The sequence below is a fragment of the Kitasatospora griseola genome, assembly GCF_014648555.1.
Taxonomy (GTDB): Bacteria; Actinomycetota; Actinomycetes; order Streptomycetales; family Streptomycetaceae; genus Kitasatospora; species Kitasatospora griseola.
Genome location: NZ_BMRI01000014.1, coordinates 69806 through 93685 on the forward strand (window position 1 = coordinate 69806; position 23880 = coordinate 93685).

Below are 23880 nucleotides of genomic sequence, written 5' to 3' on the forward strand. Positions count from 1 at the left end.
GCACCGACAGCCGCACCGCCGCGTCCCACAGGTGCGCGGCCCGCGCCAGCAGCAGCATCCCGGCCCGCTCCTCGCCGTCGTAGCAGCGCACCACCGCCGCCAGCGCCAGGTCCCTGGTCCGCGGATCGGGGTCGGCCACCGCCCGCTCCAGGAACAGCGCCCGGGCCTGCCCGCTCGGCGAGCGGCGGTCCGCCAGCGCGGTCAGCACCGCGCCCCGCACCAGCGGATCCGGCGAGTGCACGGCCTCGTGCCGGACGAACGCGTCCAGCTCAGGGGCGTCCGCGAAGTGCGCCGCCAGCTCGCCGGTCGCCTGCGCCCGGCCGTGCCCGTCGGCCGCCCGGGCCCGCTCGAACAGGAACTCCGCCACCTCCGGGTCGCCCGCCCAGCCCTGCCCGAGCAGCGTCAACGCGAACGCCCGCACCTCCGGCTGCCCGTTCCCGGCGACGAAACCGCGCAGCTGCTCGGCCACCTGCCGGTCGCCCGCCCAACGGTGCGCCAGCACCGCGAGGGTCCGCCGGCGCACCATCGGATCCGGGTCCTCGGCGACCCGCAGCCGCAGGAACTCCGCCACCTCCGGATCGCCCGCCCAACCCCGGGCCAGCCCGGCCAGCGCCGCCATCCGCACCCGCGGATCCTTGTCCGTCCCCGCCAGCAGCCGCAGGAACGACGCGTTGCGCGGATCCTCGGCCGGCCGCAGACAGATCGCCTGCAGCGCCAGCCCGCGCACCCCCGGATCCCGGTCGGTGCGCACCCGCTCGCGCAGGAACTCGGCCGGCGCGCCGCCGCCCACCCGCTCGTTCACGGTCAGCGCGAACACCGCCAGCCCGCGCAGCTCCGGCTGCGGATCGGCGGCCGCGATCTCCCGCAGCAACTGCTGCGCCGGGCCGTCGCACGCCCAGCCCTTGCCCAGCGCCAGCATCTCGTTCAACCGGTTCTCGCCCCGCGCGCCCGCCACCCGGGCCCGCAGGAACGCCCCGCTCGCCTCCTCGCCCGCCCAGCCGTCGGCGAGCGCCGCCACCGCCGCCTCCTGGGTCAGCGGGTCCGGATCCTCCTCGATCCGGCGGCGCACGAACGCCCCCACCTGCCGATCGCCCGCCCAGCCCTCCGCGAGCGCCGCGAACGCCGCCGCCCGCTGCGCCGGCGACCAGCCGTGCTCCGCCCAGGCCCGCAGCACCGCCGGGCCGCGCGGATCGTTCAGCAGCAGCGCGCACGCCAGCCGGGCCGTCACCGCCCCCACCGCCAGCAGCGGCGACTCCCGCTGCGCGTGGTGCCCGTACACCAGGTACCAGCGCAGGAACCGCTCCCGCCCCACCCAGTGCGGCCCCAGCCCGGTCAGCACCGGCCGCAGCCCGTCCAGCGCCTCCACGATGTCGCCGGGGAGCACCGTCGAACCCTCCGCCGCGTACGCCTCGAACAGCGCCACCAGGGCGTCCACCACGGCCTCGCTCTGCGCCGTCACCAGCCCGAGCTTGCGCACCTCGCCCAGGCAGCGCACCGCCAGCACCAGCCACTCCGGCACCGGGTCGCCCGCCCCCGGCAGGGCCGGCGCCGCCGCCAGCAGCCGCGACACCGCCTCGCCGACGAACCGCTCGTCCAGCTCGCCCGCCAGCAGCAGCAGCACCTCCCGCCACGCCGGGTCCCGCCAGCGGGCCGCGAACACGCCCTCCAGCAGCTGGTCCTCGGTCAGCGAGCGCTCCCGGTTGAACCGGTACGCGATGTCGGACGCCGCCAGGTACTCCAGGAACGCCCGGTGCACGAAGCCGTACACCTCGCCGCCGAACCGGCTCAGGATGAAGTTCCGCTCCCGGAACTGCTGCAGCATCGCCCGCGCCACCGGCGCCGCCCGGTCGGCCGGCAGCTCGTAGCGCTCCCGCAGGTAGCCCTCGAAGGACGCCAGCAGCACCCGCCCCGGAATGTGGTTCCCGGCGATCCCGTCGCCGCCCTCCTGCATCCGCCGCGCCACCAGCCGCAGCAGCTCCAGGCGGTCGTCGGACGCCAGGTACGGCATCCCGCCGTCCACCCGCCGGTCCTGCAGGTACTTGCTCGGGTCCCAGTGCTCGACCAGCACCGCCACCGCGTGCTCGTACACGGTGCGGCGGTCCCGGGGCAGCTCCCGGCGGCGGCCGATGATCGCCAGGATGGTCAGGATCAGCGGATTGCCCGCCAGCTCCCGCACCGGCGCCGAGGACGCCACCGCGGCCGTCACCCGCCGGTGCAGCCGCTGCGCCTCCACCGGGTCGCCCGGGCAGGCGGTGGCGTACCAGCGGGCCGCGAAGGTGTCGATCTGCCGGTCGTCCAGGTCCTGCAGCATGTAGTGCCCGAACCCGGCGGCGTCCAGCGGCTCCCGCCGGTAGCCGATCACCCGGGACGTCACCAGCACCCGCACCTGCGGGTAGCGGGCCGCGAACGCGGCGATCCGGCGGCTCGCGGTCTCCCGGACCTGCGGGTCGAACAGCTCGTCCAGGCCGTCGAACACCACCAGGGTGGCCGCCGGATGCTCGGTCAGCTGACGCTCCAGCAGGCCCGCCGACAGGCCCAGGCCCTCGGTGCCGTGCAGATGGGCCAGGAAGTCCTCGAAGGTCCGCTCCCGCCACTCCGGGTCCGCGTACCGGCGCAGCTCCACGATCAGCGGCAGCCGGCCCGCCAGCGCCGCCACCTGGTCCGGGACGGCCGCGCCCGGGTGCACCAGGGGCTCGGTCAGCGTCAGGCCGAGGAACCGGGCCAGCGTGGACTTCCCCGACCCCGGGTCGCCCAGCAGCACCGCCCGGTGGCCGTCCGGCCCGGCCAGCAGCGGCAGCACCGGCACCGCCGGGCGGCGCCGGTAGGCCTCCCGGACCCGCCGCACCGTCTCCCGCTCCACGCCCGGCGGCAGCCGGTCCGGGTTCAGCTCGCCGGTCTCGGTGAGCCGTTTCAGCAGTTCCCGGGGCAGCTCCACCGGCGGCGGGTCGGCCCGCACCAGCTGCGGCACGAACACCTCGCGCAGGTGCACCGCCGGGTGCTCGTCCTGCTCCGACAGCGGGGTCAGCACCTCCAGGTCCAGCCGGTGGTAGCGCTCGCGCAGCCGCACCGCGTGCCGGCGGCGCGCCTCGTCCAGGTCGCCCGGGGGCGGCGGCGCGGCGCCCACCGTGATCTGCACGCTCTGCGCGTGCTGGATCATCGTCAGGTCGCCGCCCGCGGTGGCATGCTCCGCGGACTGGCCGCCGGCCGCGGCGCCCTCCGCGCCGAACAGCCGGCGCCAGAACCCGCTCACGGCTGCTGCTCGCCGAACCGGACCGAACCCTCCACCCCGTCCACCAGGTTCACGTCCCCGCCCGCGCGGGTCCCGCGCGCCGACTGGCCGTCACCCGCCGCGTCGGTGACGGGCGCCGCCGAGGCCTCCGGGACGGGGCCGGGCGCGGCGCCGCCGCCGATCACCACGTCGCCCTTCACGTTCCGCACCAGCCGCACCGAGCCGCCGGCCGCCGCGCCGTCCGCGGACTGGCCGCCGCCGCGGCCGCGCACGCCGCCGGTGACGGACAGCACCAGGCCCGCCAGCCCGACGAACAGGCCCAGCACGCCCGCCCACTGATTCGCCCGGTCCAGCCCCTCCCCCCAGAGGAAGACCGCCAGCCCCACCACCGAGATCCCGGCCCCGACCCACACCAACCAGCGCCACCGCGAACTCCCCATGCGGGCATCATCCCCTCAACTGCGGCCCCGCCAACCGGAAGTGGGCCGCCACTGCGGGACGCGGGGAACACAGAAGAGCCCCGACCGTCAGGTCGGGGCTCTTCGCAGGCGGTAGCGGTGGGATTCGAACCCACGGTGGAGTTGCCCCCACACACGCTTTCGAGGCGTGCTCCTTTGGCCGCTCGGACACGCTACCGAGGGGAACTCTACCGGATGGGTGCGGGCGGACGAAATCCGTATCGGCGCGGTTCAGCGGTGGGTGTCGAAGAATGCCCGCAGCTGGGCGGTGCACTCGTCGGCGAGCACGCCCGGGATCACCTCGGGGCGGTGGTTGAGCCGGTTGTCGCGCAGCACGTCGAACAGCGAGCCGGCCGCGCCGGCCTTCGGGTCGAGGGCGCCGTAGACCACCCGGTCCAGCCGGGACAGCACGATCGCGCCCGCGCACATGGTGCACGGCTCCAGGGTCACCACCAGGGTGCAGCCGCTGAGGCGCCACTCGCCGACGGCGTTCGCCGCCTGACGGATCGCCACCACCTCGGCGTGCCCAGTCGGGTCGCCGACCGCCTCGCGGACGTTGTGGCCGCGGCCCAGCACCGACCCGTCCGGGCCGAGCACGAACGCCCCGACCGGCACGTCGCCGGTCGCGGTGGCCAGCGCGGCCTCGTCGATGGCGCGGCGCATCGGCTCCCGCCACCGGTCGCGGACCGGATCGGGCCGTTCGGGGGCGGGCAGCGGCGCGATCCGCGGCCGTTCGCCGAGGGTGCTGGAGGGGGAGGGGACGGACTGCATGGACCCAGTGTCGGACACCGGGCCCGCCGCTATCGAACGGCCTCCAGGACCTCGCCGCAGCCGAGCGCCTCGGCGATCTCGCCGAGCGCGTCGCCCGGGGCCGCGCCCTCGCCCGCCAGCTCCAGCAGCGCGGCCTGGCCGAGGCCGAACTCGCTCAGCAGCTCGGAGTCGCCGATCGGCCCGACCGGGGTGGCGTTCCGACCGGCCGGCTCGTCGTCCTCGTCCGCGTCGTCGGCCTCGTCGCCCGCGGCGGCGTCGTCGTCCTCGTCGAGGCCGGCCACCAGGCCGTCCAGGTCGTCGAAGTCGGCCTCCCCGTCCTGTTCGATCAGCTCGTCGGTGAGGACCGAGCCGTACGAACTGCGCGCCGCGGCGGCCGCGTCCGAGACGAAGATCCGCGGGTCGTCCTCACCGTCGATCCGCAGGACGGCGAACCAGGCGTCCTCCTGCTCGATGAAGACCAGCACCGTGTCGTCGTCCTCGGCCGTTTCGCGGGCCAGGTCGGTCAGGTCGGCCAGGGTCTCTACGTCGTCGAGTTCGGTCTCGCTCACATCCCACCCGGCACCGGTGCGAGCAAGCACTGCAGCGAAGTACGCCACCAGGGACACTCCCAAGATTGGTCTCGGCTGTCGGCGATCTCGGGCGGGTGCGGTCCGGCCGCCCCCGCGCCAGAGGGCGGTCCGCTGGTCGGACCGTCCCACCGCATCGTGACAGAAAGGCCGCCGCTGCGGGGGGTGTTCGGCAGCGCGTCTTCGCAGGTCGTGTCGGAATGGCCGGTCTCCGGCCGGTCCGGGCGTGGATCATGCCCCTCGAACGCCCGCGGGCGGGGGGCGGACAGGAGCTCACGGGGCGCGACCGTGCTGCGGGGCGCGGCCCCCGGACGGCTCAGATCCGGAAGGTTCGCATCCGCATCGCCTCGCGCATCCGGCGCTCCTTGGTGCGTCTGGGCTGCACCCGGGCGCGCAGCTCGCGGGCCTCGGCCAGTTCACGGAGGAACACGGCCCGGCGCCTGCGCCGCTCCGCGTCGGTCTCCTCGGCGGTCTCTGCCTCGGTCTCCTCGGCGGCCGCGGGCTCCGGACGGGACTCGTCTGTCGAGCCGGACCCGCCCGCGCCGGCGGTCCATGCCCGCGTCGGGTTGCTCTTCATAGCCTCCGACTTTCCCAGATGTCACCCGCCGATACCACAGCGACGGCCGGGAATCGGTGATTCCGGAGGGATTCCCGGCCGGTCGCAGCAGGTCGCGGCGGGTCCGGGCGAACCGTGCGAAGTCGTACACATGTGCCGACGGCCGTTATCGTCGTTGTCATGCGTCTCCACGTCGTCGACCACCCGCTGGTCGCCCACAAGCTGTCCACCCTGCGCGACGAGCGCACGGACTCGCCGACCTTCCGGCGGCTCACCGACGAGCTGGTGACCCTGCTCGCGTACGAGGCGACCCGGGACGTCCGCACCGATGCGGTCGAGATCACCACTCCGGTCGCCGTCACCCAGGGCACCCGGCTGTCCTACCCGCGTCCGCTGGTGGTGCCGATCCTGCGGGCCGGCCTCGGCATGCTCGACGGCATGACCCGGCTGCTGCCCACCGCCGAGGTCGGCTTCCTCGGGATGGTCCGCAACGAGGAGACCCTGGAGGCCTCCACGTACGCGACCCGGATGCCGGACGACCTCTCCGGGCGGCAGGTCTACGTCCTCGACCCGATGCTGGCCACCGGCGGCACCCTGGTCGCGGCGATCCGGATGCTGCTCGACCGCGGCGCCACCGACGTCACCGCCGTGGTGCTGCTCGCCGCGCCCGAGGGCGTCGCCGTGATGGAGCGCGAGCTGGCCGGCCAGCCCGTCACCGTGGTGACCGCCGCCGTGGACGAGCGCCTGAACGAGAACGGCTACATCGTCCCGGGCCTGGGCGACGCGGGCGACCGCCTGTACGGCACCGCCGGCTGACCGAACACGTCGGAACGCGGAGATCCGGCCGGGAGCGAACACGTCGCTCCCGGCCGGATCTCCGCGTTCTGCGGGCCGGTCAGCAGTGGCCGGATTCCGGGCTGGGCGAGGGCTTGGTGAGCTCGGCCAGCGCGGCCGCGGCCTGGTTCGGGTCGGCCAGCGCGGTGAAGGCGTCGCCGATGACCAGGTCCACGGTGGCGTCGGTGCGGGCGTCCTCGGTGCTGGTGGCGGAGGCGACCTGGGAGACCAGCAGGGTGGCGGCGCCGAGTCCGCCCGGGCCGCTCAGCACCTGCGCGGTGCCGGGGACCTTCCGGTCCAGCGCGGACGGCGCGTTGCCGACCTGGCCCACCTGGAAGCCGCGCTTCTTCAGCTCGTCGGCGGTCCGCGCCGCCAGGCCGGCCTTGTCGGTGGCGTTGTAGACGTTCACCGTGACGGTGGCGGGCTGCGGTACGGCCGTGTTGCCGGGGACGGCGCCGGGCGCGGCGGACGGGGAGCCCTCGGGGGCGGCCAGCGGCTTGCCGGTCGCGCCCGGCGAGGCGCAGGCCTGCGCGGCGCCGTGCTTGTTCTTTCCGGTGAACACGTCGTACAGCTGGATTCCGCCGACCGAGACCAGGCCGAGGGCGAGGACGCCGCCGACGGCCATGACGACCTTTCGGCCGCGACGCGGGGGACGTCCGAGACGGGGGTAACTGTTGCCGGTGACCCGGTACTGCTTCCCCTTCAACCCCCGGGGAGTCAACATGCTCATGGTCTGTCTCCCCATAGGTGCCAGGGTGGGGTGCCGGTGACCGCGGTGCGGCCGTGGAAGAAGGCCGCGTGCGCCGCGGTAGTCGCCAGATTAATCCGACAACAGCGGCGCAGGTACTGGATGATCATCATCCGGGGGACGACGGCACTCGAAAGGACGTACCGACACCGACCATCGGTTGCAGCCGACAGCGGGCGGCGGTCCGTCAGTCCATCTCCAGCACGCGGGCGTGCAGGACCTGACGCTGCTGGAGGGCCGCTCGAACGGCTCGGTGCAGCCCGTCCTCCAGGTACAGGTCGCCGCGCCACTTCACCACGTGGGCGAACAGGTCCCCGTAGAAGGTGGAGTCCTCCGCGAGGAGGGTTTCCAGGTCCAACTGGCCCTTGGTGGTCACCAACTGGTCGAGCCGCACCGGACGCGGCGCGACGTCCGCCCACTGGCGAGTGCTGGTCCGGCCGTGATCCGGGTACGGCCGCCCGTTACCGATGCGCTTGAAGATCACACGGAAAGCCTACCGTTTGGGACATGGCGGGCGCAGCAAGCGGGACCAACGCCGACCGACTTTCCGCCTCAGCGCAGTGCGGCGCCGATCCGGTCGAGCGAGGAGAGCCGCATCAGGCCGTAGTTGTAGAACTCGACCTCGGGGACGCCGAGCTCGCGCAGGGTGGAGATCTTGGCGGCCAGGTTGGCGGGGCCGTCGCAGTCGGAGGACATCGGGCGGAGGATGACGGCCATGTCCTGCGGGCGGACGCCGTGCAGGGCGAAGGCGGCGACCTTCTCGCGGACGGCCTCGGGGGTCCTGGCGTAGCCGAGGGTCTCGATCTGGTGGGCGGCGCCGGCCAGCGCGGGCAGGTCGATGCCGGAGAGCCAGCCGGTGCCGGGGCCGCCGCCGTCCATGAAGGTCAGGCGCATGCCGTGGGCGGAGGCGGTGGCGGCGAGTTCGGCGGCCAGCGTGGTGACGGTGCGGGCACTGGCGTCGACGTAGGCGGCGAGGGCGCCGCCGGCCAGCTCGTCCAGCGGGACGGGCGTGAGGGCGCGGGCCTCGTCGGCGAGCCGGGCGCGCAGTTCGGCGCGGACGGTGTCGCGGACGCGCTCGGCGGGGACGCCCGCGGCGGTGGCGGCGGCCAGGCAGTGCGGGCAGAAGCAGATCGACAGCAGGGCCTCGGTGACGGGGCCGAGCTGCTCGAAGTAGCGCTCGTGGTGGTAGCCGTGGGCCAGGCCGTGGAAGTGCAGGGACTCGGCGCGGATCGCGTCCACGCCGTAGCGGGCGAGCTCCTCGACCAGGGTGTGGCAGTACGCGCGGACCTCGGGGTTGGCGGGGCAGAGCTCGGTGAGGTGGCGGTCGCCGAAGGCGTTGGCGGGGGCGCAGTCGGGGTGCGCGAAGCCGAGCCGGTCGTTGTGGCAGAAGACCGTCCAGGCGTGCAGTTTGAGGCCGCGTCGGCGGGTCTCCTCGGCGGCCTCGGCGAACGGGTCGCGGGCGCCGATCGCGGTGGAGGGCAGCGGGGCGAGGCGCCGGCCGGCCCAGCGGGCGGGGTCGGGGCGGAAGTAGGCGGCGCCGGGTTCGAGGTAGCGCAGCACGCGGTGCGGGTTGTGCGGGAAGACGTCGCGGGCCTCGTGGTAGACGGAGGCGAGCGTGACGCCGCCGACGCCGGCCCGGTCGGTAAGGTTGCCGAAGAACGTGTCGGCCCCTTCGTCGAGCAGGTCGGTGGCGAAGGCGAGGACGGACGTCTCCACGGGGCAACTCCGGAGAAGGAAGTACGGGGAGTGACCACGCTAGCCGCGGCCTCCCGTATTGGTCTATACCTGGTTGGGTGAGGGGAGCGGCAGGGTGGCGGTCTACCGGGGCTTCGACCAGCGGGAACTCGATCGGGAGTACTCGCCCAGCAGCCGGGTGTCGGACTTCGGCGCGGAACTCGCCGCGTACGCCCGGGAGAGCGGCCGCGCCCTGCGGGAGCTGCCCGGGCATCGCGAGCTGCGGTACGGGGCGGACGGGCCGGAACTGATCGACTTCTTCCCGGCGGTGCCCGGCGCGCCGCTGCACGTCTTCGTGCACGGCGGCTACTGGCAGGAGCTCGGCAAGGAGGACTCGGTCTTCCCCGCGCTGGACTTCGTCGCCCGCGGCACCGCGTACGCCGCCGTCGGCTACGGGCTGGCGCCCGCCTGGACGGTGGAGCAGATCGCCGCACAGGTCACCGAGGCGGTGGTGTGGCTGGTCGAGCACGCCGCCGAACTGGACGTCGACCCGGAGCGGATCGTGCTCAGCGGCAGCTCGGCCGGCGCGCACCTGGCCGCCACCGCGCTGCTCGACGGGCGCCTGCGCGGACGGATCTCCGGGGCGGCGCTGCTCAGCGGCGTCTACGACCTGGAGCCGATCGCCCTCAGCTACGTCAACGAGCCGCTCGGCCTGGACGTCGAGCGGGCCCGCCGGCTCAGCCCGCTGTTCGCCGACCTCACGGCGCTGCCGCCGCTGGTGGTGGCGCTCGGCGAGTACGAGACCGGCGAGTTCGCCCGCCAGCAGGCCGAGTTCGCGCACGCCGCCCGGGACGCCGGCGTGCCGGTGCGGGAACTGCTGATCGGCGGCCGCAACCACTTCGACCTGGTCTTCGACCTCGGCCGGACCGACACGGTGCTCGGCTCGGCCGTCGACGCGCCGGCTCGCGCGTGACGCTCCGTAGACTGCCCGGCGTACCAGCGAACACCTGCGAGAGGACACCGATGACCGGCCGCATCCCGCTCCCGTACGACTTCCTGCCGCCGGTGCCGAGGTTCGAGCTGCACAGCGCGGACCTGGTGGACGGGGCCACCATGCCGGACGCGCACGTGTACGGCGCGGGGAACCGGTCGCCGCAGCTGTCCTGGGAGGGCTTCCCGGCCGGCACCCGGTCGTTCGCGGTGACCTGCTACGACCCGGACGCGCCGACCGGCGCCGGCTGGTGGCACTGGCTGGCCGTCGACCTGCCCGCCGACACCACCGAACTGCCGCGCGGCGCCGGGTCGGAGGACAGCGGGCTGCCCGGCGGGGCGTTCCACGTCCGCAACGACTTCCCCGGCCACCGGTACGACGGCGCGGCCCCGCCGCCCGGGCCGGCCCACCGCTACGTGTTCGTGGTGCACGCCCTGGACGTGGCGAACCTCGGCGTGCAGCGCGACACCCCCGCCGCGCAGGTCGGCTTCGCGCTGACCGCGCACGCGCTGGGCCGCGCCCTGCTCACCGTGGAGTACAAGTCCGCCTGACGGCGGAGCGTCAGGCCAGCACCTGGCGGAGGAACGCCTCCAGGTTGGCGACCGTCCGGGCGATCTGGTCCTCCAACGGGAGCGACTCGTTCGGACGGCTGACCGTCGCCGGGCGGCGGATACCGCGCACGTACAGCGAACAGGCCAGGTCGGCGCAGAGGTAGGTGCCCACCGAGTTGCCCTCGCGGCCGCGGACGCCCGCCCGGGGCGCGGTCAGCAGCGACACGCCGCTGCCCTGGTGGGCGGTGATGCACGCCGAGCAGACGTTCGTCCTGGTCAGGCTGCGTCGGACGTTCGGCGACCGGAGCGTCACCCCGACCAGGTCTCCGTCGAGCTCGGCGACCAGGTACGCCCGGTCGGGCGCACCGAGGTCGCGCCAGCCGAGGAAGTCCAGGTCGTCCCAGCGCTGTTCGGCCAGCTCGCGCGGGACGGGCAGGCGCTTGGCCTCGCCCTTCGAGCAGTTGACGAAGGCGGCGCGGATCTCGGGCTCGGTCAAGGCACGCATGGACGGGACGCTAGCGGAGCCGCCCCGGGCGTGTCGTCCGGTTTTCCGGCGGTATCAGCCCTTGGCGGCCTTCGCGGCACGCTTGGCCTCCTGCTTGGTGGCGCGGACCTTCAGCAGCGACTCCGGACCGGTGATGTCGGCGACCGAGCGGTGGCAGCCCTCCTCGCCGTACGCGCCCGCCGCCTCGCGCCAGCCGGGCGGGCGGACGCCGTACTGCTTGCCGAGCAGCGCCAGGAAGATCTGCGCCTTCTGCGCGCCGAAACCGGGCAGCGCCTTCAGCCGGGCCAGCAGGTCCTCGCCGGTGGGGGCGTCGCGCCAGACCGCCTCCGCGTCGCCGTCGTAGTGCTCGACCAGGTAGGCGCAGAGCTGCTGGACCCGGTTGGCCATCGAACCCGGGTAGCGGTGCACGGCCGGCTTCTCGGCGAACAGCGCGGCGAACGCCTCCGGGTCGGCGGCGGCGACGGCGTGCGCGTCCAGGTCGTCCGCGCCCATCCGCTGCGCGATCACCCACGGGCCGCTGAACGCCTTCTCCATCGGCACCTGCTGGTCCAGCAGCATGCCGGTGAGCGCGGCCAGCGGGCTGCGGCCGAGCAGCGCGTCGGCGTCGTCCTGCTGGGCGAGGTGGACGGCGGGGGCCATGACGTGCTCCAGGGGGTCGGGACTCCCATCCTGGCAGCCGGTCCCCGGCGGCGCGTCCCGCAACACACCACCGGCGGAGCGGGCCACACTGGGGGGATGACCCAACAGCGGCGGTTGATCGTGCTGCGGCACGCCAAGGCGGACTGGCCGGACGTGCCGGACGAGCTGCGCCCGCTGGCCGAGCGCGGCCGGGCCGACGCGGCGGCGGCCGGGCGCTGGCTGGCCGCGCACGGGCTGGTGCCGGACCGGGTGCTGTGCTCGACGGCGGTGCGCACCCGGCAGACCTGGGAGCTGGCCGAGCCGGCGCTCGGCGGCGCACCCGAACTCGTCCTGGAGCCCCGCGCCTACAAGGGCGAGGTGGACGAACTGATCGGCCTGGTGCGGGCGTTGCCGCCGATGGTGCGCACCGCGATGCTGGTCGGGCACCGGCCCGAGGTGCAGGAGCTGGTACTGGCGCTGGCGGGGGAGCGGGAGAGCGAGCCGCTGGAGCGGCTGCGGGAGAAGTTCGCCACGGCCGGGATCGCGGTCCTCGACGTGCCCGGCGAGTGGATTCAACTCGTCCCGGGAAGCGCCGAGTTGACCGAGTATGCGGTGCCGCGCGGGTGAGTCGTCAGGCGTGATAGGCATGGGGCATGCGCTTCGACTCCGTGCCCAAGCCGCCCGCCGTGGCCGTCCGCCCGCGTGACGAGCGCGGCTACCCGGTGCCCGCGATCACCCCGTGGGAGGGCGGCCACCCGCAATTCGGGCTGACCGACTACGAGCGGTCCGCCGCCTGCGCGCGGGAGCGGCTGTGCTCGGTGTGCAACACGCTGATGCCGCGCGGCCCGGTGTGGCGGGTGGTCGGCGGGGAGGAAGCGGCCGCGATCGGCGAGGCGCTGGCGGCCGGCCGGCCGTACCGGAACATGGCGCCCACCATGGAGGCCCCCGGCCACCGGGCGTGCATGCTGTACGCGACGATGGTCTGCCCGTACCTGGGCCGCCCGAACGCCCGCCGTCAGGTGACGGCCGATCAGCAGGGCGCCCCGGACGACCTGACCGCGCACGTGGTGCGCGGGGCCGCCCGGGGCGAGCTGGGCGCCGTGGTGGGCTTCGAGGACTACGAGTTCGCGATCACTCCGAGCCGGGTGCTGTTCCGCTTCATCGACCCGGTGGAGTGGCTGCCGCACGACCTCGCCGAGCAGCAACTCCCGAACCTGCAGCAGGAGTTGGCCCGCCTGGCTCAGGAGCGGTAGGCGGGCAGCCCGACCGTGTCGGTGATCCGGTCGGGCTTACCGCCCTTGGCGGGCATGGTGTAGATGCCGTCCGGGCCGCGGAACGCGATGTTCTTGCCGTCGTGCGAGATCACCGGCTCGGTGTAGTCCACCGCGGCGCTCGGCGTCAGGTCGACCTCCTTGGCGCCCTGCTCGTGCGCCTTGGCGAAGATGTGGGCGTGGCCGCTGACCGAGCGGACGAACACCACCGTGCCGTCGTCGGCCAGCGCGGGCTGCGAACCCTTGGTGATCACACCGCCGTTGGTGCGGCTGATCACGTCGTGGAAGTACACCTGGCCGTCGTTCTTGTTGGCGTACACCGTCGCGCCGGCCTTGCCGGCCGAGTTCGGCCACAGGTTGCCGACGTCCGGGAGCGGCTTCTCGGCCTCGGAGTCGCCGACGTGCAGCGCATCCGGCTTGGCGCCCGCCTTCGCCTCGACGGACAGCAGCTTCAGCGCCTTCTTGTCGTCGGCGGTGAACAGCAGGTAGGTGCCGGCGCCGTGCGGCTCGTCCGGGCCGTACACCTGCCAGGTCGGGTGGGACCAGGTCTCGCCGGACGGGGCCTTGGCGATGACGGTCTTGTGGCTGCCGTCCGGGTCGGAGGTCTCCAGGTTGCCCGCGCCGTCGATGAACGCGGCGTGCTTGCCGTCCGGGGACCAGGCCAGATCGCGGACCACGGTGCCGAAGTCGACGGACTTGCCGTCCATCAGCACGGTGTTGGTGCCGGTGCTGACGGTGACCTTGGTGCCGGCGGTCTTGTTCAGCTTGCCGCCGGCCGGGGCGGGCGAGCCGCCGGCCGGGCCGGACGGTTCGGCCGCGGCCGGGCTGTCGACGGCCTTGCTGGGGGCGGCAGTCGTGCCGGTGTCGCCCTCCGGGTCGCAGGCGGTCAGCAGCAGGGCCGAGCCGGTGGTGACGGCGGCCACCAGCAGGGCGGCGGCGGACCGGCGCAGACGGATGCGTTCGCTCATCGAAGATTCCCCCCATGGAACAGATCTACGTGCGGCGGCCCGGTCGGTGACCGGGCCGCCGCCATGATGGCATGTGTCTCGTACACATCCTGTCAGCAGTCGCCAACATCCTTGCGGCCCGGGGCCGTTGGGGATGTCGACGCGTCAATTGCGTGGACCGGGGCGAATGCGCGACGGGTGTCAGCCGCGGAACGCGGGCAGGCCCACGGTGTCGCTGACCTTCTTCGGGGTGCCGCCCTTGGCGGGCATGGTGTAGATGCCGTCGGGGGCGCGGAAGGCGATGGTCGCGCCGTCCGGGGAGAAGGTCGGCTCGGTGTAGTCGACGGTGGCCTTCGGCGTGATGTCGCGCTCCGGGCCGTTGTAGCCGCCGGTCTTGGTGAACAGGTGGTCGTGGCCGCCGACGGACCGGACGAACACCAGGTCGCCCTCGTCGGACAGGTCGGGCTGCGAGCCCTTGGAGACGGCCGCGCCCTGCTGGCGCAGGTAGTCGTCGCGGAGGTACACCTGGCCGTCGTTCTTGTTGGCGTAGGCAGCGCTGCCGAACCGGCCGCCGGCGTTCAGCCACTGGTTGCCGGTCTCCGGCAGCGGCTTGACGTTGTCGTCGCTGAAGGTGCCCAGGCTGAGCGGCTGCGGGGTGGCGCCCGCCTGCGCGGGGACGCCGAACAGACGCAGCGCGCCGTGGTCGTCCGCGGTGAACAGCAGGTTGTTCTTGGGCTTGAGGTACCCCAGGGACTCGTCGGCGGTGGGCGTGAACACCTGCCAGGTCGGGTGCGACCAGGTGACGCCCGAGGGGGCCTTGGCGACCAGGACCTTGTGGCTGCCGTCCGGGTCGGCGGTCTCCAGGTTGCCGTTGCCGTCGATGAACGCGGCGTGCTTGCCGTCGGGGGACCACGCGAGGTCGCGGACCACGGTGCCGAAGTCGACGACCTTGCCGTCCATCACCACGTAGCGGGTGCCGTTGCTGATGGTCAGCCCGGTGCCCTTGGTGAGGTTCAGCGCGGCCTTCGTCGGGGTGGCGGAGGGCCGGTCGGTCGGCGCGGAGACGGAGCTGCTCGGCGAGGTGGGCGCGGACGGGGAGGCGGTGGTCGACGCGGACGCGGACGCCGAGGGCGCGGCGGAGGCGGGCGCGGAGGGGGAGCCGGTCGCGGCGCTCGGCGCGGCGCTGCCGGACTTCGCGGCGTTGGCATCGGCCGACGGGTCGCAGGCGGTCAGCAGCAGAGCGGAGCCGGCAGTGATCGCGGAGACGAAGGCGACAGCGGCGGAACGGCGGAGGCGGGCGCGCGCGGACATGGATGATTCCCCCTGGAAACAGTGCTCGACGATGGTTTCCGCCCGGTCCGTTCCGCGCTCTGCTGCGCTGCCGTTCGGGCGACGTTCAATAGATTCGCAGTCGGATGACCCCGGTCCGTGCGAGCGCTGTCACCGCCCCGTAACAGGCGTTCGAGCCTCGTTTCTCCGTTGGTCCGCCCGGCTTCTGACGGCCCGTCGGGTAGTGGCCGCGCGCGCCGCCGGGAAACCCGTGACCTCGCTGGTTAGCGTGGCAACGCAGGTGGTTCTGCCCGCGGCCGGGCCCTTCGGCGGGCCGCGGATCCCCGATCCCCGACAGCGGAGCGAGAGGCACCATGGCTGCGCAACCCGAAGGCACCCCGGTCTGGGCGGACGCGATGTTCACCGACCTGGAGGGCGCCAAGAGCTTCTACGGCTCAGTGCTGGGCTGGACGTTCGGCGAATCCTCGACCGAGTACGGCAACTACACGCAGGCGTACCGGGACGGCAGGGCGGTGGCCGCGATCGTGCCGCCGATGCCCGGCCAGGGCCCCGGACAGTCCGCCTGGGTGCTCTACCTGGCCTCGGTCGACGTCGAGGCCACCGCGGAGCGGATCCGGGCGGCCGGCGGCACCCTGCTGCTGGAGCCGATGAAGGTCGGCACGTTCGGCTCGATGGCGCTCGCCAAGGACCCGGGCGGTGTGGTGTTCGGCATCTGGCAGGGCGGCGAGCACACCGGCTTCGCGCTGCGCGACGCGCCCGGCAGCTACGGCTGGGCGGAGGTGTTCACCCGAGACCCGGCCGCTGCCAACACCTTCTTCCCGAAGGTCTTCTCCTACGGGGTGCGGAAGGTCGCCGACACCAACGTCGACTACCGGGTCTTCAGCATCGGCGACACACCGGTGCTCGGCTCGATGGCCATGACGTCCGAAGTACCCACGCAGGTACCGTCGTTCATCAGCGTGTACTTCGTGGTCGACGGCTGCGACGCCGCGGTCGCCCGGGTCGCCGAGGCCGGCGGACGGCTGGTGTTCGGGCCGATCACCACCCCGTTCGGGCGCTTCGCGTCCTTCGTCGACCCGCAGGGCGCGGCGTTCTCGCTGATCGACCCGTCCGCCGCCGAGGGCGAGCCGCCGGCCACCGTGGAGGTGGCCTGAGCCGATGGTCACCCCGCTCCCCGACCTCACCGGCGAACGCGCCGACCTGCTGGCCGCGCTCGACCGGCACCGCGGCTTCCTGCGCTACACCGTGCGCGGTCTGACGGACGACCAGGCCCGGCAGCGCCTCACCGTCAGCGAGCTCACCCTCGGCGGGCTGATCAAGCACGTCGCCGGGATCGAGGAACGCTGGACGCGGTTCGCGCTCGGCGGCGCGGAGGCGATGCGCTCCGCGGGCGCGCCGTCCGACGCCCGGGCCTGGGCCGACCAGTTCCGGATGCTGCCCGGCGAGAGTCTGGACGTCCTGCTGGAGCGCTACCGGGCGGTCGCCGAACACACCGACGGCCTGGTCGCCACCCTCGACCTGGACGGCGAGCACGCCCTGCCGTCCGCGCCCTGGTTCGAACCCGGCGCGGTGTGGAGCGTGCGCCGGGTCCTGCTGCACATCCTCGCGGAGATCACCCAGCACGCCGGGCACGCCGACATCCTCCGCGAGACCCTGGACGGGCAGCGCACCATGGGCTGAGGCTCCGTCGCGCGGTCCTCAGCCGCCGTCCAGGACTTCCCGGTAGTAGGCGATCTTGTCGCGCAGGTGGGTGCGTTGGCGCTCCAGCAGGGCGATCTGCTCGTCGACGGCGGCGTCGTGGCGCTCCAGCAGGGCGATCCGGTCGCGGAGGCTGCCCGGGCCCTCGACCCGGGCGAGTTCGGCGTAGCGGCGCATGTCGGCGATCGGCATGCCGGTGTCGCGCAGGCAGCGCAGGATGCCCAGCCAGGCCAGGTCGTCCGGGGTGAAGCGGCGGTGTCCGCTGGTGGCGCGGGTGATGGCGGTGAGCAGGCCGATCCGCTCGTAGTAGCGCAGGGTGTCGAGGCTGAAGCCCGAGCGTTCGGCGGCCTCGGCCGGGGTGAGCAGCTGCTGAGTCGTCACGACGCCGATTCTGCCTGCCCGTTGGGCGCGGTGCAGCGGGTGAAGCGTTCGCCCCAGGCGGCCATCAGCTCGGTGAGCTCGGGCGGGGAGACCACCTGGAAGTCGACGTCCAGCGAGCCGATCGCCATCGCGGGCCAGTCCAGCGACTCGGTGCTCATCACGATCCGGCAGCGGCCCTCGGCCGCCTCCTCGACCTGGGCCCAACTGCCGATCCGCTGCCGGATCGGCCCCGCGGGGGCGGCGGCCAGCACCTCGACCCGGTACTGGCGGGCCTGGCCGGTCAGGCCCGCCCGGACGAACTCGGCGGCATCGGCGGCCGGCAGCGGGCGCGGCCGGAAGTGGGCGCCGGTCGGGGCGGGCGCCTCCAGCCGGTCCAGCCGGAACGTCCGCCAGTCCTGCCGGGTGAGGTCGTACGCCACCAGGTACCAGCGCCGTCCCAGCCGGACCAGGTGGTGCGGCTCGGTGTGGCGCTCGCCGGCCCGGCCGTCCGCGGTGCCGTACCGGAACCGCAGCCGCTCGGTGTCGCGGCAGGCCAGCGCGACGGCGGTGAGGGCGTCCGGGTCGATCCGGGCCTCGCCGCCGCCCCGGCCCGGCCAGGCGGCCGGCACCGTGACGGTGCGCAGCGCCTCCACCCGGCGGCGCAGCCGGGCCGGCATCACCTGCACCACCTTCGCCAGCGCCCGCACCGACGCCTCCGCGAGGCCCTCGACCGCGCCGTCGGCCGCCGCCTGCAGCCCGACGGCCAGCGCCACCGCCTCCTCGTCGTCGATCACCAGCGGCGGCAGCGCGGCGCCCGCGGCGAGCTGGTAGCCGCCGTCCACGCCGCGCCGGGCCTCCACCGGGTAGCCGAGCTCGCGCAGCCGGTCGACGTCGCGCCGCAGCGTGCGGGCGGAGACGCCGAGCCGGGCGGAGAGCTCCTGGCCGGGCCAGTAGCGGTGGGACTGGAGCAGGGTGAGCAGCCGCAGGGTGCGGGCACTGGTGTCGGCCATGCTCAGATCCTCCTCCCATTGCGGCCGGAAACTGACCGCAATGGCTCCTAAAGTGGAACACGAGCGAGGGAGAACACCCCGAAACCGTGCGGAACTCGCTTGCAGGGAACCGATGTTGACGTGCCAGAGAGGCGAGACGATGACCACCGAGACCCCCGTCGGCGAGTACTCCACCACCATCACGGACGAGCGGCCGACCGGTGAGCGGGCCGATCTGCTGTCAGCCCTTCGCCAGGCCCGGTTCTTCATGCGGCTGACCACCAAGGGCATGGACGACGAGCAGGCCGGGCGCCGCACCACCGTCAGCGAGCTGTGCCTCGGCGGCCTGATCAAGCACGTCACCGAGATGGAGCGAACCTGGGCGGCGTTCGTCGAGTTCGGCCCGGCCGCGCTGCCGGACTTCATGAACTTCACCGAGGCCGACTACCAGCGCCGCAACGAGGAGTTCCGCCTGCTCCCCGGTGAGACGCTCGCAGGTGTGCTGGCCGCGTACGAGGCCGTGGCCGCCGCCACCGACCAGCTGGTGGCAGGCCTCACCGACGCCGACCTGAACACCAGCTACCAGATGCCCCCGGCCCCCTGGGACCTCAACCCCGAGATCCGGTCGGTCCGCCGCGCCGTGCTGGGCATCATCGCCGAGACCACCCACCACGCCGGGCACGCCGACATCATCCGGGAGGCCATCGACGGGGCGAAGAGCATGGGCTGAGCACCGAACTCCACCCGGGGCCCGCGCGGTCGACGATCGGTCGGCCGGGCGGGCCCTCGGCGTTCGCGCCGGGAGCGCCTCGGGCTTCCGCCTCGGAGCGATTCGAACTGACGGAACGTCAGAATCCTTATGAGGATGCCTTCGAGGTCGTGGAGAAGAGAATGAGAGGCGCGATGAAACTGACCGTACTGGCCGCCACCGGCGGCATCGGCCGGCACCTGCTCGACCAGGCGCTGGAGCGCGGGCACGACGTCACCGCGGTGGTGCGCAACCCCGCCAAACTGGGCGAACAGCCCTGGGCGCGGGTGGTGCAGGCCGACCTGGCGACCGCCGGGCCGGCCGAACTGCGGGCGGCGGTGGAGGGCGCGGACGCGGTGCTGTCCGGGCTGGGCGCGGTCGGCAAGGCCGGGATCGGAGTGGCCGAGCACGGCACCCGCGCCGTCATCGGCGCGATGCGGCAGACCGGCGTCCGGCGGCTGGTGGTGGTCAGCGCCGCGCCGGTCGGCACCGTGCCGTCCCCCGACCGGCCGCACCCGCCGCGCCACGACCCCGGCGAGGGCCCGGTGCTGCGGTACCTGCTGACACCGCTGGTGAAACGAGTGCTGCGCGCCCACTACGCCGACCTGGCCCGGATGGAGGACGCGGTGCGCGCCGGCGATCTGGACTGGACGGTGGTCCGCCCGCCCCGGCTCACCGACAAGGCCCTCACCCGCGACTACCGGACCGCCCACGGACGGAACGTGCGCGGCGGCGGCAGCGTCTCCCGGGCCGACGTCGCGCACTGCATGCTGCGCAGCCTCGACGACCCCGGGACGATCCGACAGGTCCTCGGCATCGCCGACTGAGCGGACGTCGGGGACCACCGCTGCGGTCGGCGATGCCGACGGCCGCCTAGGGTGAAGGGATGTCTGCTCCTCGTCTGCGCCGGGTGGCCGTGCTGGTCCTGGACGGTGCGAAACCGCTCGACGTCGGGATCCCGGCGCAGGTGTTCTCGACCCGCGCGAGCATGCCCTACGAGGTGCGGGTGTGCGGGGCGGCGCCCGGGCTGGTGGCGGGCGGGGACGGGCTGTCGTACCACGTGGCGCACGGGCTGGAGGCGCTGGAGTGGGCGGAGTCGGTGTTCGTGCCCGGCTACCGCCACCCCGACCGGGACGACCCGCCGGCCGCCGTGGTCGAGGCGCTGTGCGCGGCGCACGCCCGCGGGGCCCGGCTGGCGGCGATCTCCACCGGGGCGTTCGCGCTGGCCGCCACCGGCCTGCTGGACGGCCGCCGGGCCACCACGCACTGGCACTACACCCGGGCGCTGGCCGTGAAGTACCCGCGGGTGCGGGTCGACGAGAACGTGCTGTTCGTGGACGAGGGCAGCGTGCTCACCTCGGCGGGCGCGGCGTCCGGCATCGACCTGTGCCTGCACATGCTGCGCCGCGACCTCGGGGTGGCCGCGTCCAACCACACCGCGCGGCGGCTGGTGGCCGCGCCGTACCGCAGCGGCGGCCAGGCGCAGTACGTGCCGCGCAGCGTGCCCGAGCCGATCGGCGAACGGTTCGCCGCCACCCGCGAGTGGGCGCTGCACCGGCTGGACGAGCCGCTCACCGTGCGGACGCTGGCCCGGCACGCGGCGGTCTCGCCGCGCACCTTCTCCCGGCGGTTCGTCGAGGACACCGGATACACGCCGATGCAGTGGGTGCTGCGGGCCCGCGTCGACCTGGCCCGCGAGCTGCTGGAACGCTCCGAGCAGGGCGTCGAGCAGATCGCCGCCGCCACCGGCCTCGGCACCGGCGCCAACCTGCGCACGCACTTCCAGCAGATCCTCGGGACCACGCCGAGCGAGTACCGGCGGACCTTCGCCAAGGGGGAGTGAGAGCGCTCTCCCGGGCGGACGGGAAAGCGTTTTCCGGACCGGATGGGAAAGCGTTTTCCCGTTGCCCTCGGGCATTGGCGCGATCCTTGCGAACCATGGCACGGACGCCACTGCCGTCGGCCGGTCCGGCGAGCGAAAGTGGAGGAGTTCACCCAGCGCACAGAAGGGGCGCCTTCCATGACCCGCATCGCCATCAACGGATTCGGCCGTATCGGACGCAACGTGCTGCGCGCCCTGCTGGAACGCGACAGCAAGCTGGAGGTCGTCGCCGTCAACGACCTGACCGAGCCGACCGCGCTCGGCCGGCTGCTGGCCTACGACACCACCTCGGGCCGGCTCGGCCGCCCGGTGACGGTCGAGGGCGACGTCCTGGTGGTGGACGGCCGCCGGATCAAGGTGCTCGCCGAGCGCAACCCCGCCGACCTGCCGTGGGCCGACCTCGGCGTGGACATCGTGCTGGAGGCCACCGGCCGGTTCACCTCCGCCGAGGCCGCCCGGGCCCACCTGGCCGCGGGTGCGAAGAAGGTCCTGGTGTCGGCGCCGTCCGACGGCGCCGACGTCACCCTGGCCTACGGCGTCAACACCGAGGCGTACGACCCGGCCGCGCACACCATCGTCTCCAACGCGTCCTGCACCACCAACGCGCTGGCCCCGCTGGCCGCCGTCCTCGACGAACTGGCCGGCATCGAGCACGGGTTCATGACCACCGTGCACGCCTACACCCAGGAGCAGAACCTCCAGGACGGCCCGCACCGCGACCCGCGCCGGGCCCGCGCCGCCGGCGTCAACATCGTGCCGACCACCACCGGCGCCGCGAAGGCGATCGGCCTGGTGCTGCCGCAGCTGGACGGCAAGCTGTCCGGCGACTCGATCCGGGTGCCCATCCCGGTCGGCTCGATCGTCGAGCTGAACACCACCGTCTCCCGCGACGTCACCCGCGAGGAGGTGCTCGCCGCCTACCGCGAGGCCGCCGGCGGCAAGCTCGCGGGCGTGCTGGAGTACTCCGAGGACCCGCTGGTCTCCTCCGACATCGTCGGCAACCCGGCGTCGTCGATCTTCGACTCGGAGCTCACCCGGGTCGACGGCCGCCACGTCAAGGTGGTCGCCTGGTACGACAACGAGTGGGGCTTCTCGCACCGGGTCATCGACAGCCTGGAGCTGCTCGCCGCGAGCTGACGCCACGGCGAGGGGCCCGCACCGCGACGCGCGGTGCGGGCCCCTCCGCGTGCCGGTGTCAGAGGGCCGGCAGGTCGAACGCGGCGGCGGCGACCCGGTACTGGGCGGCGAACGGGGCGCCCGCGCGGGAGGTCGGGGTGAAGGAGTAGACCAGCTCGCGCGAGCCGTCGCGGGTGGCGAAGACGGCGCTGGTGTACCCGGGGCGGCTGCCGGTCTTGCCCCAGAACTCGACGCCGGGGGCGGGGGAGAAGCGCATCAGGCCGGTGCTGAAACAGGCCCGGCCGGCGGTGGGGCCGATGTCGCAGTGGTTGTTCTGGACGTTCGGGACATCGGGCACGGCGAACAGCTCGGCCTGCTGGGCGGGCGGCAGCAGCTTGCCGTGCAGCAGCGCGGACATGAAGCGGTCCAGGTCGGGCGCGGTGGAGATCATGCCGCCCTCGGCCCACGGCCAGGGGCTCTGCCGGGTGACGTCCGCCAGGCCGGTGCTGCCGTCCGGGCGGGTGACGGTGAGGACGGCGTGCGCGCTCGGGTTCGGCAGTGCGGTGTCGTCGGCGGCGGGCGCCGAGGTGTGGTGCAGGCCGAGCGGGCGCACGATCCGGGCGCCCAGCTCCTGGGCGAAGGTGCGGCCGGTGACCTGCTCGATCACCAGGCCCGCCAGGTAGTAGTTGACGCCGTTGTACTGCTGGGCGGTGCCCGGGTCGAACTGCTTCGGGTTGGCCATGATCCGCCTGACCACCTCCTGCGGGGTGAAGCTGTCGCTCGCGTGGGCGGCGAACCACTCCGGGGTGCCGTCGTCGGGGAACTGCCCCTGGCCGGTCGGCAGGCCGCTGGTGTGGTTGAGCAACTGCCGCACGGTGACGTCCGGGTAGCCCTTCGGCAGGGTGCCGGGCAGGTACTGCTGGACGGTGCCGTCCAGGTCGACGCGGTGCTCGGCGGCCAGCTGGAGGAGCACGGTGGCGGTGAACACCTTGGAGATGCTGCCGATCCGGAACTCCCCGTCGGCCTTCACCGGCCGCCCGGTGGCCGGGTCGCCGACCCCCGAGGTGCCCGACCAGCGGCCGCCGTCGCCGTCCACCAGCACGACGGCGCTGGTGAGCTGATCGGTCGGCAGGCCCGTGATGGAGGCGCGCAGCGCGGCCGCGTTCGGCGGCGTCGCACCGGCGGCGGGCGCGGCCGCGGCCGTCCCGGCGGTGAGCGCCACCACCAGTGCGCCGATCGCGGCCGTCCCCGCCAGCCCGCGTCCCATGGTCTTCACGCGCATCCCCCGTACTCCTCAACCCTTGTCGCTGCCGTGCCTGTTGACGTACGGAAGTCTGTCGTCCGGGTGCCGCGCGAGGCATCCGGGACGGACCCTGAGCCGCCCCCGAGCTCGGGCCCCGGAGCGGGTCAGGGGCGGTCCACCAGCCGGTGCTGCCAGGCCCAGGCGGCGATCTCGACCCGGTTGCGGGCGCCGAGCTTCTGCTGAACGGCCGTCAGGTGGCTCTTCACGGTGCTGAGCGTGATGAACAGGTCGGCGGCGATCTCCTGGTTGGTGCGGCCCCGGGCGATGGCGCGGACCACCTCGGTCTCCCGGGCGGAGAGCGGGCGGTCGGGCGGAGCGGCCGCCGGGGCGGGGGCGGGGGCGAGGCCGCGCAGCAGCCGGAGGGTGAGGGACGGCGAGATCAGCGCGTCGCCGGCGTGCGCGGCGCGGACCGCCTCGATCAGCAGGGCGGGCGCGGCGCCCTTGAGGACGAAGCCGACCGCGCCGGCCCGGAGCGCGCCGTGCACGTACTCGTCGAGGTCGAAGGTGGTGACGACGACCACCCGCAGCGGGTCGGGGACACCGGGGCCGGCCAGGGCCCGGGTGACGTCGATGCCGTCCAGGCCGGGCATCCGGATGTCGACCAGGCAGACGTCGGGGCGCAGCCGCCGGGCGAGTTCGACCGCCGCGGGCCCGTCGGCGGCCTCGCCGACCACGGTGATGTCCTCCTGGTCCTCCAGGATCAGCCGCAGCCCGCCGCGGATCATCGCCTGGTCGTCGGCGAGCAGCACGCGAATGGTCACCGGGCGCCGCCCGC

The 23880-nt window shown here is 74.0% G+C and carries 27 protein-coding genes and 1 tRNA gene; 11 read left to right on the plus strand and 17 right to left on the minus strand.

Annotated elements, in window-relative coordinates:
* From IEZ12_RS40105 to IEZ12_RS19440, 6 genes are all read right to left on the minus strand, one after another.
* On the minus strand, positions 1 to 3250 hold a 3250-nt coding region (locus IEZ12_RS40105), incomplete at its 3' end, for a HEAT repeat domain-containing protein (protein WP_189273133.1).
* The gene (locus IEZ12_RS19420; RefSeq protein ID WP_152645234.1) at positions 3247 to 3669 is read right to left on the minus strand and encodes a hypothetical protein; all 423 of its coding nucleotides are present in this window, start codon (positions 3667 to 3669) and stop codon (positions 3247 to 3249) included. The genes IEZ12_RS40105 and IEZ12_RS19420, both read right to left, overlap by 4 nt.
* Positions 3670 to 3778: 109 nt before the next feature.
* Positions 3779 to 3865: transfer RNA gene (locus tag IEZ12_RS19425), tRNA-Ser, on the minus strand.
* A 53-nt stretch (positions 3866 to 3918) separates the two neighbouring features.
* A complete protein-coding gene (gene tadA, locus IEZ12_RS19430) occupies positions 3919 to 4458 on the minus strand; it encodes a tRNA adenosine(34) deaminase TadA (protein WP_043915204.1) in 540 nt (179 codons plus the stop codon).
* A 29-nt stretch (positions 4459 to 4487) separates the two neighbouring features.
* Positions 4488 to 5054, minus strand: a complete 567-nt coding sequence (locus IEZ12_RS19435; RefSeq protein ID WP_189273134.1) for a tRNA adenosine deaminase-associated protein — start codon at positions 5052 to 5054, stop codon at positions 4488 to 4490.
* Positions 5055 to 5340: 286 nt separating this feature from the next.
* Positions 5341 to 5601, minus strand: coding sequence for a hypothetical protein (locus IEZ12_RS19440; protein WP_100589183.1), 261 nt, complete (start codon positions 5599 to 5601; stop codon positions 5341 to 5343).
* 159 nt (positions 5602 to 5760) lie between these two features.
* Between IEZ12_RS19440 and upp the strand changes: the two genes are divergently transcribed.
* Positions 5761 to 6396 carry a uracil phosphoribosyltransferase gene (gene upp, locus IEZ12_RS19445; RefSeq protein WP_043915202.1) on the plus strand — a complete coding sequence of 212 codons (636 nt, stop codon included), beginning with the start codon at positions 5761 to 5763 and terminating at the stop codon, positions 6394 to 6396.
* 79 nt (positions 6397 to 6475) lie between these two features.
* Here upp and IEZ12_RS19450 read toward each other — a convergent pair whose 3' ends face one another.
* The 3 genes from IEZ12_RS19450 to IEZ12_RS19460 form a co-directional block, all read right to left on the minus strand.
* Positions 6476 to 7144: a LytR C-terminal domain-containing protein gene (locus IEZ12_RS19450; protein WP_189273135.1), complete on the minus strand. Its 669-nt coding sequence runs from the start codon at positions 7142 to 7144 to the stop codon at positions 6476 to 6478.
* A gap of 205 nt (positions 7145 to 7349) precedes the next feature.
* The gene (locus tag IEZ12_RS19455; protein WP_014136828.1) at positions 7350 to 7646 is read right to left on the minus strand and encodes a type II toxin-antitoxin system VapB family antitoxin; all 297 of its coding nucleotides are present in this window, start codon (positions 7644 to 7646) and stop codon (positions 7350 to 7352) included.
* A gap of 68 nt (positions 7647 to 7714) precedes the next feature.
* Positions 7715 to 8878, minus strand: a complete 1164-nt coding sequence (locus IEZ12_RS19460; protein WP_189273136.1) for a hypothetical protein — start codon at positions 8876 to 8878, stop codon at positions 7715 to 7717.
* Positions 8879 to 8972: 94 nt separating this feature from the next.
* Here IEZ12_RS19460 and IEZ12_RS19465 point away from each other — a divergent pair, with 94 nt between their 5' ends.
* Together IEZ12_RS19465 and IEZ12_RS19470 are read left to right on the plus strand one after the other, a co-directional pair.
* Entirely contained in the window at positions 8973 to 9809 is an 837-nt protein-coding gene (locus IEZ12_RS19465) for an alpha/beta hydrolase (protein ID WP_189273137.1), read from the plus strand.
* A gap of 50 nt (positions 9810 to 9859) precedes the next feature.
* Positions 9860 to 10378 carry a YbhB/YbcL family Raf kinase inhibitor-like protein gene (locus tag IEZ12_RS19470; RefSeq protein WP_189273138.1) on the plus strand — a complete coding sequence of 173 codons (519 nt, stop codon included), beginning with the start codon at positions 9860 to 9862 and terminating at the stop codon, positions 10376 to 10378.
* Positions 10379 to 10388: 10 nt separating this feature from the next.
* On the opposite strand, the gene IEZ12_RS19475 is transcribed toward IEZ12_RS19470, so the two are convergent.
* A complete protein-coding gene (locus IEZ12_RS19475; RefSeq protein ID WP_189273139.1) occupies positions 10389 to 10883 on the minus strand; it encodes an FBP domain-containing protein in 495 nt (164 codons plus the stop codon).
* A 54-nt stretch (positions 10884 to 10937) separates the two neighbouring features.
* The gene (locus IEZ12_RS19480; RefSeq protein ID WP_189273140.1) at positions 10938 to 11522 is read right to left on the minus strand and encodes an HhH-GPD-type base excision DNA repair protein; all 585 of its coding nucleotides are present in this window, start codon (positions 11520 to 11522) and stop codon (positions 10938 to 10940) included.
* A 96-nt stretch (positions 11523 to 11618) separates the two neighbouring features.
* Between IEZ12_RS19480 and IEZ12_RS19485 the strand changes: the two genes are divergently transcribed.
* Positions 11619 to 12128 carry a SixA phosphatase family protein gene (locus tag IEZ12_RS19485; RefSeq protein WP_189273141.1) on the plus strand — a complete coding sequence of 170 codons (510 nt, stop codon included), beginning with the start codon at positions 11619 to 11621 and terminating at the stop codon, positions 12126 to 12128.
* 26 nt (positions 12129 to 12154) lie between these two features.
* Positions 12155 to 12754, plus strand: coding sequence for a hypothetical protein (locus IEZ12_RS19490; protein ID WP_189273142.1), 600 nt, complete (start codon positions 12155 to 12157; stop codon positions 12752 to 12754).
* Here the strand turns inward: IEZ12_RS19490 and IEZ12_RS19495 are convergent.
* Positions 12742 to 13740 (minus strand): TolB family protein, encoded by a 999-nt coding sequence (locus IEZ12_RS19495; RefSeq protein WP_189273143.1) that lies wholly within the window; start codon positions 13738 to 13740, stop codon positions 12742 to 12744. The genes IEZ12_RS19490 and IEZ12_RS19495 overlap by 13 nt on opposite strands.
* A gap of 180 nt (positions 13741 to 13920) precedes the next feature.
* Positions 13921 to 15030: a TolB family protein gene (locus IEZ12_RS19500; protein WP_189273144.1), complete on the minus strand. Its 1110-nt coding sequence runs from the start codon at positions 15028 to 15030 to the stop codon at positions 13921 to 13923.
* Positions 15031 to 15362: 332 nt separating this feature from the next.
* Here IEZ12_RS19500 and IEZ12_RS19505 point away from each other — a divergent pair, with 332 nt between their 5' ends.
* Both IEZ12_RS19505 and IEZ12_RS19510 read left to right on the plus strand, forming a co-directional pair.
* Positions 15363 to 16163: a VOC family protein gene (locus IEZ12_RS19505; protein WP_189273145.1), complete on the plus strand. Its 801-nt coding sequence runs from the start codon at positions 15363 to 15365 to the stop codon at positions 16161 to 16163.
* 4 nt (positions 16164 to 16167) lie between these two features.
* Positions 16168 to 16689 (plus strand): DinB family protein, encoded by a 522-nt coding sequence (locus tag IEZ12_RS19510; protein ID WP_043915188.1) that lies wholly within the window; start codon positions 16168 to 16170, stop codon positions 16687 to 16689.
* Positions 16690 to 16707: 18 nt separating this feature from the next.
* On the opposite strand, the gene IEZ12_RS19515 is transcribed toward IEZ12_RS19510, so the two are convergent.
* Together IEZ12_RS19515 and IEZ12_RS19520 are read right to left on the minus strand one after the other, a co-directional pair.
* The gene (locus IEZ12_RS19515) at positions 16708 to 17088 is read right to left on the minus strand and encodes a MerR family transcriptional regulator (RefSeq protein WP_189273146.1); all 381 of its coding nucleotides are present in this window, start codon (positions 17086 to 17088) and stop codon (positions 16708 to 16710) included.
* A complete protein-coding gene (locus IEZ12_RS19520; RefSeq protein ID WP_189273147.1) occupies positions 17085 to 18077 on the minus strand; it encodes a helix-turn-helix transcriptional regulator in 993 nt (330 codons plus the stop codon). The genes IEZ12_RS19515 and IEZ12_RS19520 overlap by 4 nt, the downstream gene beginning before the upstream one ends.
* A gap of 139 nt (positions 18078 to 18216) precedes the next feature.
* On the opposite strand from IEZ12_RS19520, the gene IEZ12_RS19525 reads away from it, so the two are divergent.
* The 4 genes from IEZ12_RS19525 to gap all read left to right on the plus strand — a co-directional run bounded on the left by IEZ12_RS19525 (position 18217) and on the right by gap (position 21823).
* A complete protein-coding gene (locus IEZ12_RS19525; protein ID WP_229847697.1) occupies positions 18217 to 18786 on the plus strand; it encodes a DinB family protein in 570 nt (189 codons plus the stop codon).
* A gap of 173 nt (positions 18787 to 18959) precedes the next feature.
* A complete protein-coding gene (locus IEZ12_RS19530; RefSeq protein WP_189273151.1) occupies positions 18960 to 19631 on the plus strand; it encodes an NAD(P)-dependent oxidoreductase in 672 nt (223 codons plus the stop codon).
* Between the two features lie 59 nt (positions 19632 to 19690).
* The gene (locus IEZ12_RS19535; protein WP_189273152.1) at positions 19691 to 20647 is read left to right on the plus strand and encodes a GlxA family transcriptional regulator; all 957 of its coding nucleotides are present in this window, start codon (positions 19691 to 19693) and stop codon (positions 20645 to 20647) included.
* Between the two features lie 177 nt (positions 20648 to 20824).
* Entirely contained in the window at positions 20825 to 21823 is a 999-nt protein-coding gene (gap, locus tag IEZ12_RS19540) for a type I glyceraldehyde-3-phosphate dehydrogenase (protein WP_043915181.1), read from the plus strand.
* Between the two features lie 58 nt (positions 21824 to 21881).
* Here the strand turns inward: gap and IEZ12_RS19545 are convergent, their stop codons facing one another.
* Together IEZ12_RS19545 and IEZ12_RS19550 are read right to left on the minus strand one after the other, a co-directional pair.
* Positions 21882 to 23084, minus strand: coding sequence for a serine hydrolase domain-containing protein (locus IEZ12_RS19545; protein ID WP_189273153.1), 1203 nt, complete (start codon positions 23082 to 23084; stop codon positions 21882 to 21884).
* Positions 23085 to 23209: 125 nt separating this feature from the next.
* Positions 23210 to 23866, minus strand: coding sequence for a response regulator (locus tag IEZ12_RS19550; protein ID WP_189273154.1), 657 nt, complete (start codon positions 23864 to 23866; stop codon positions 23210 to 23212).
* Positions 23867 to 23880: the final 14 nt, after the last annotated feature.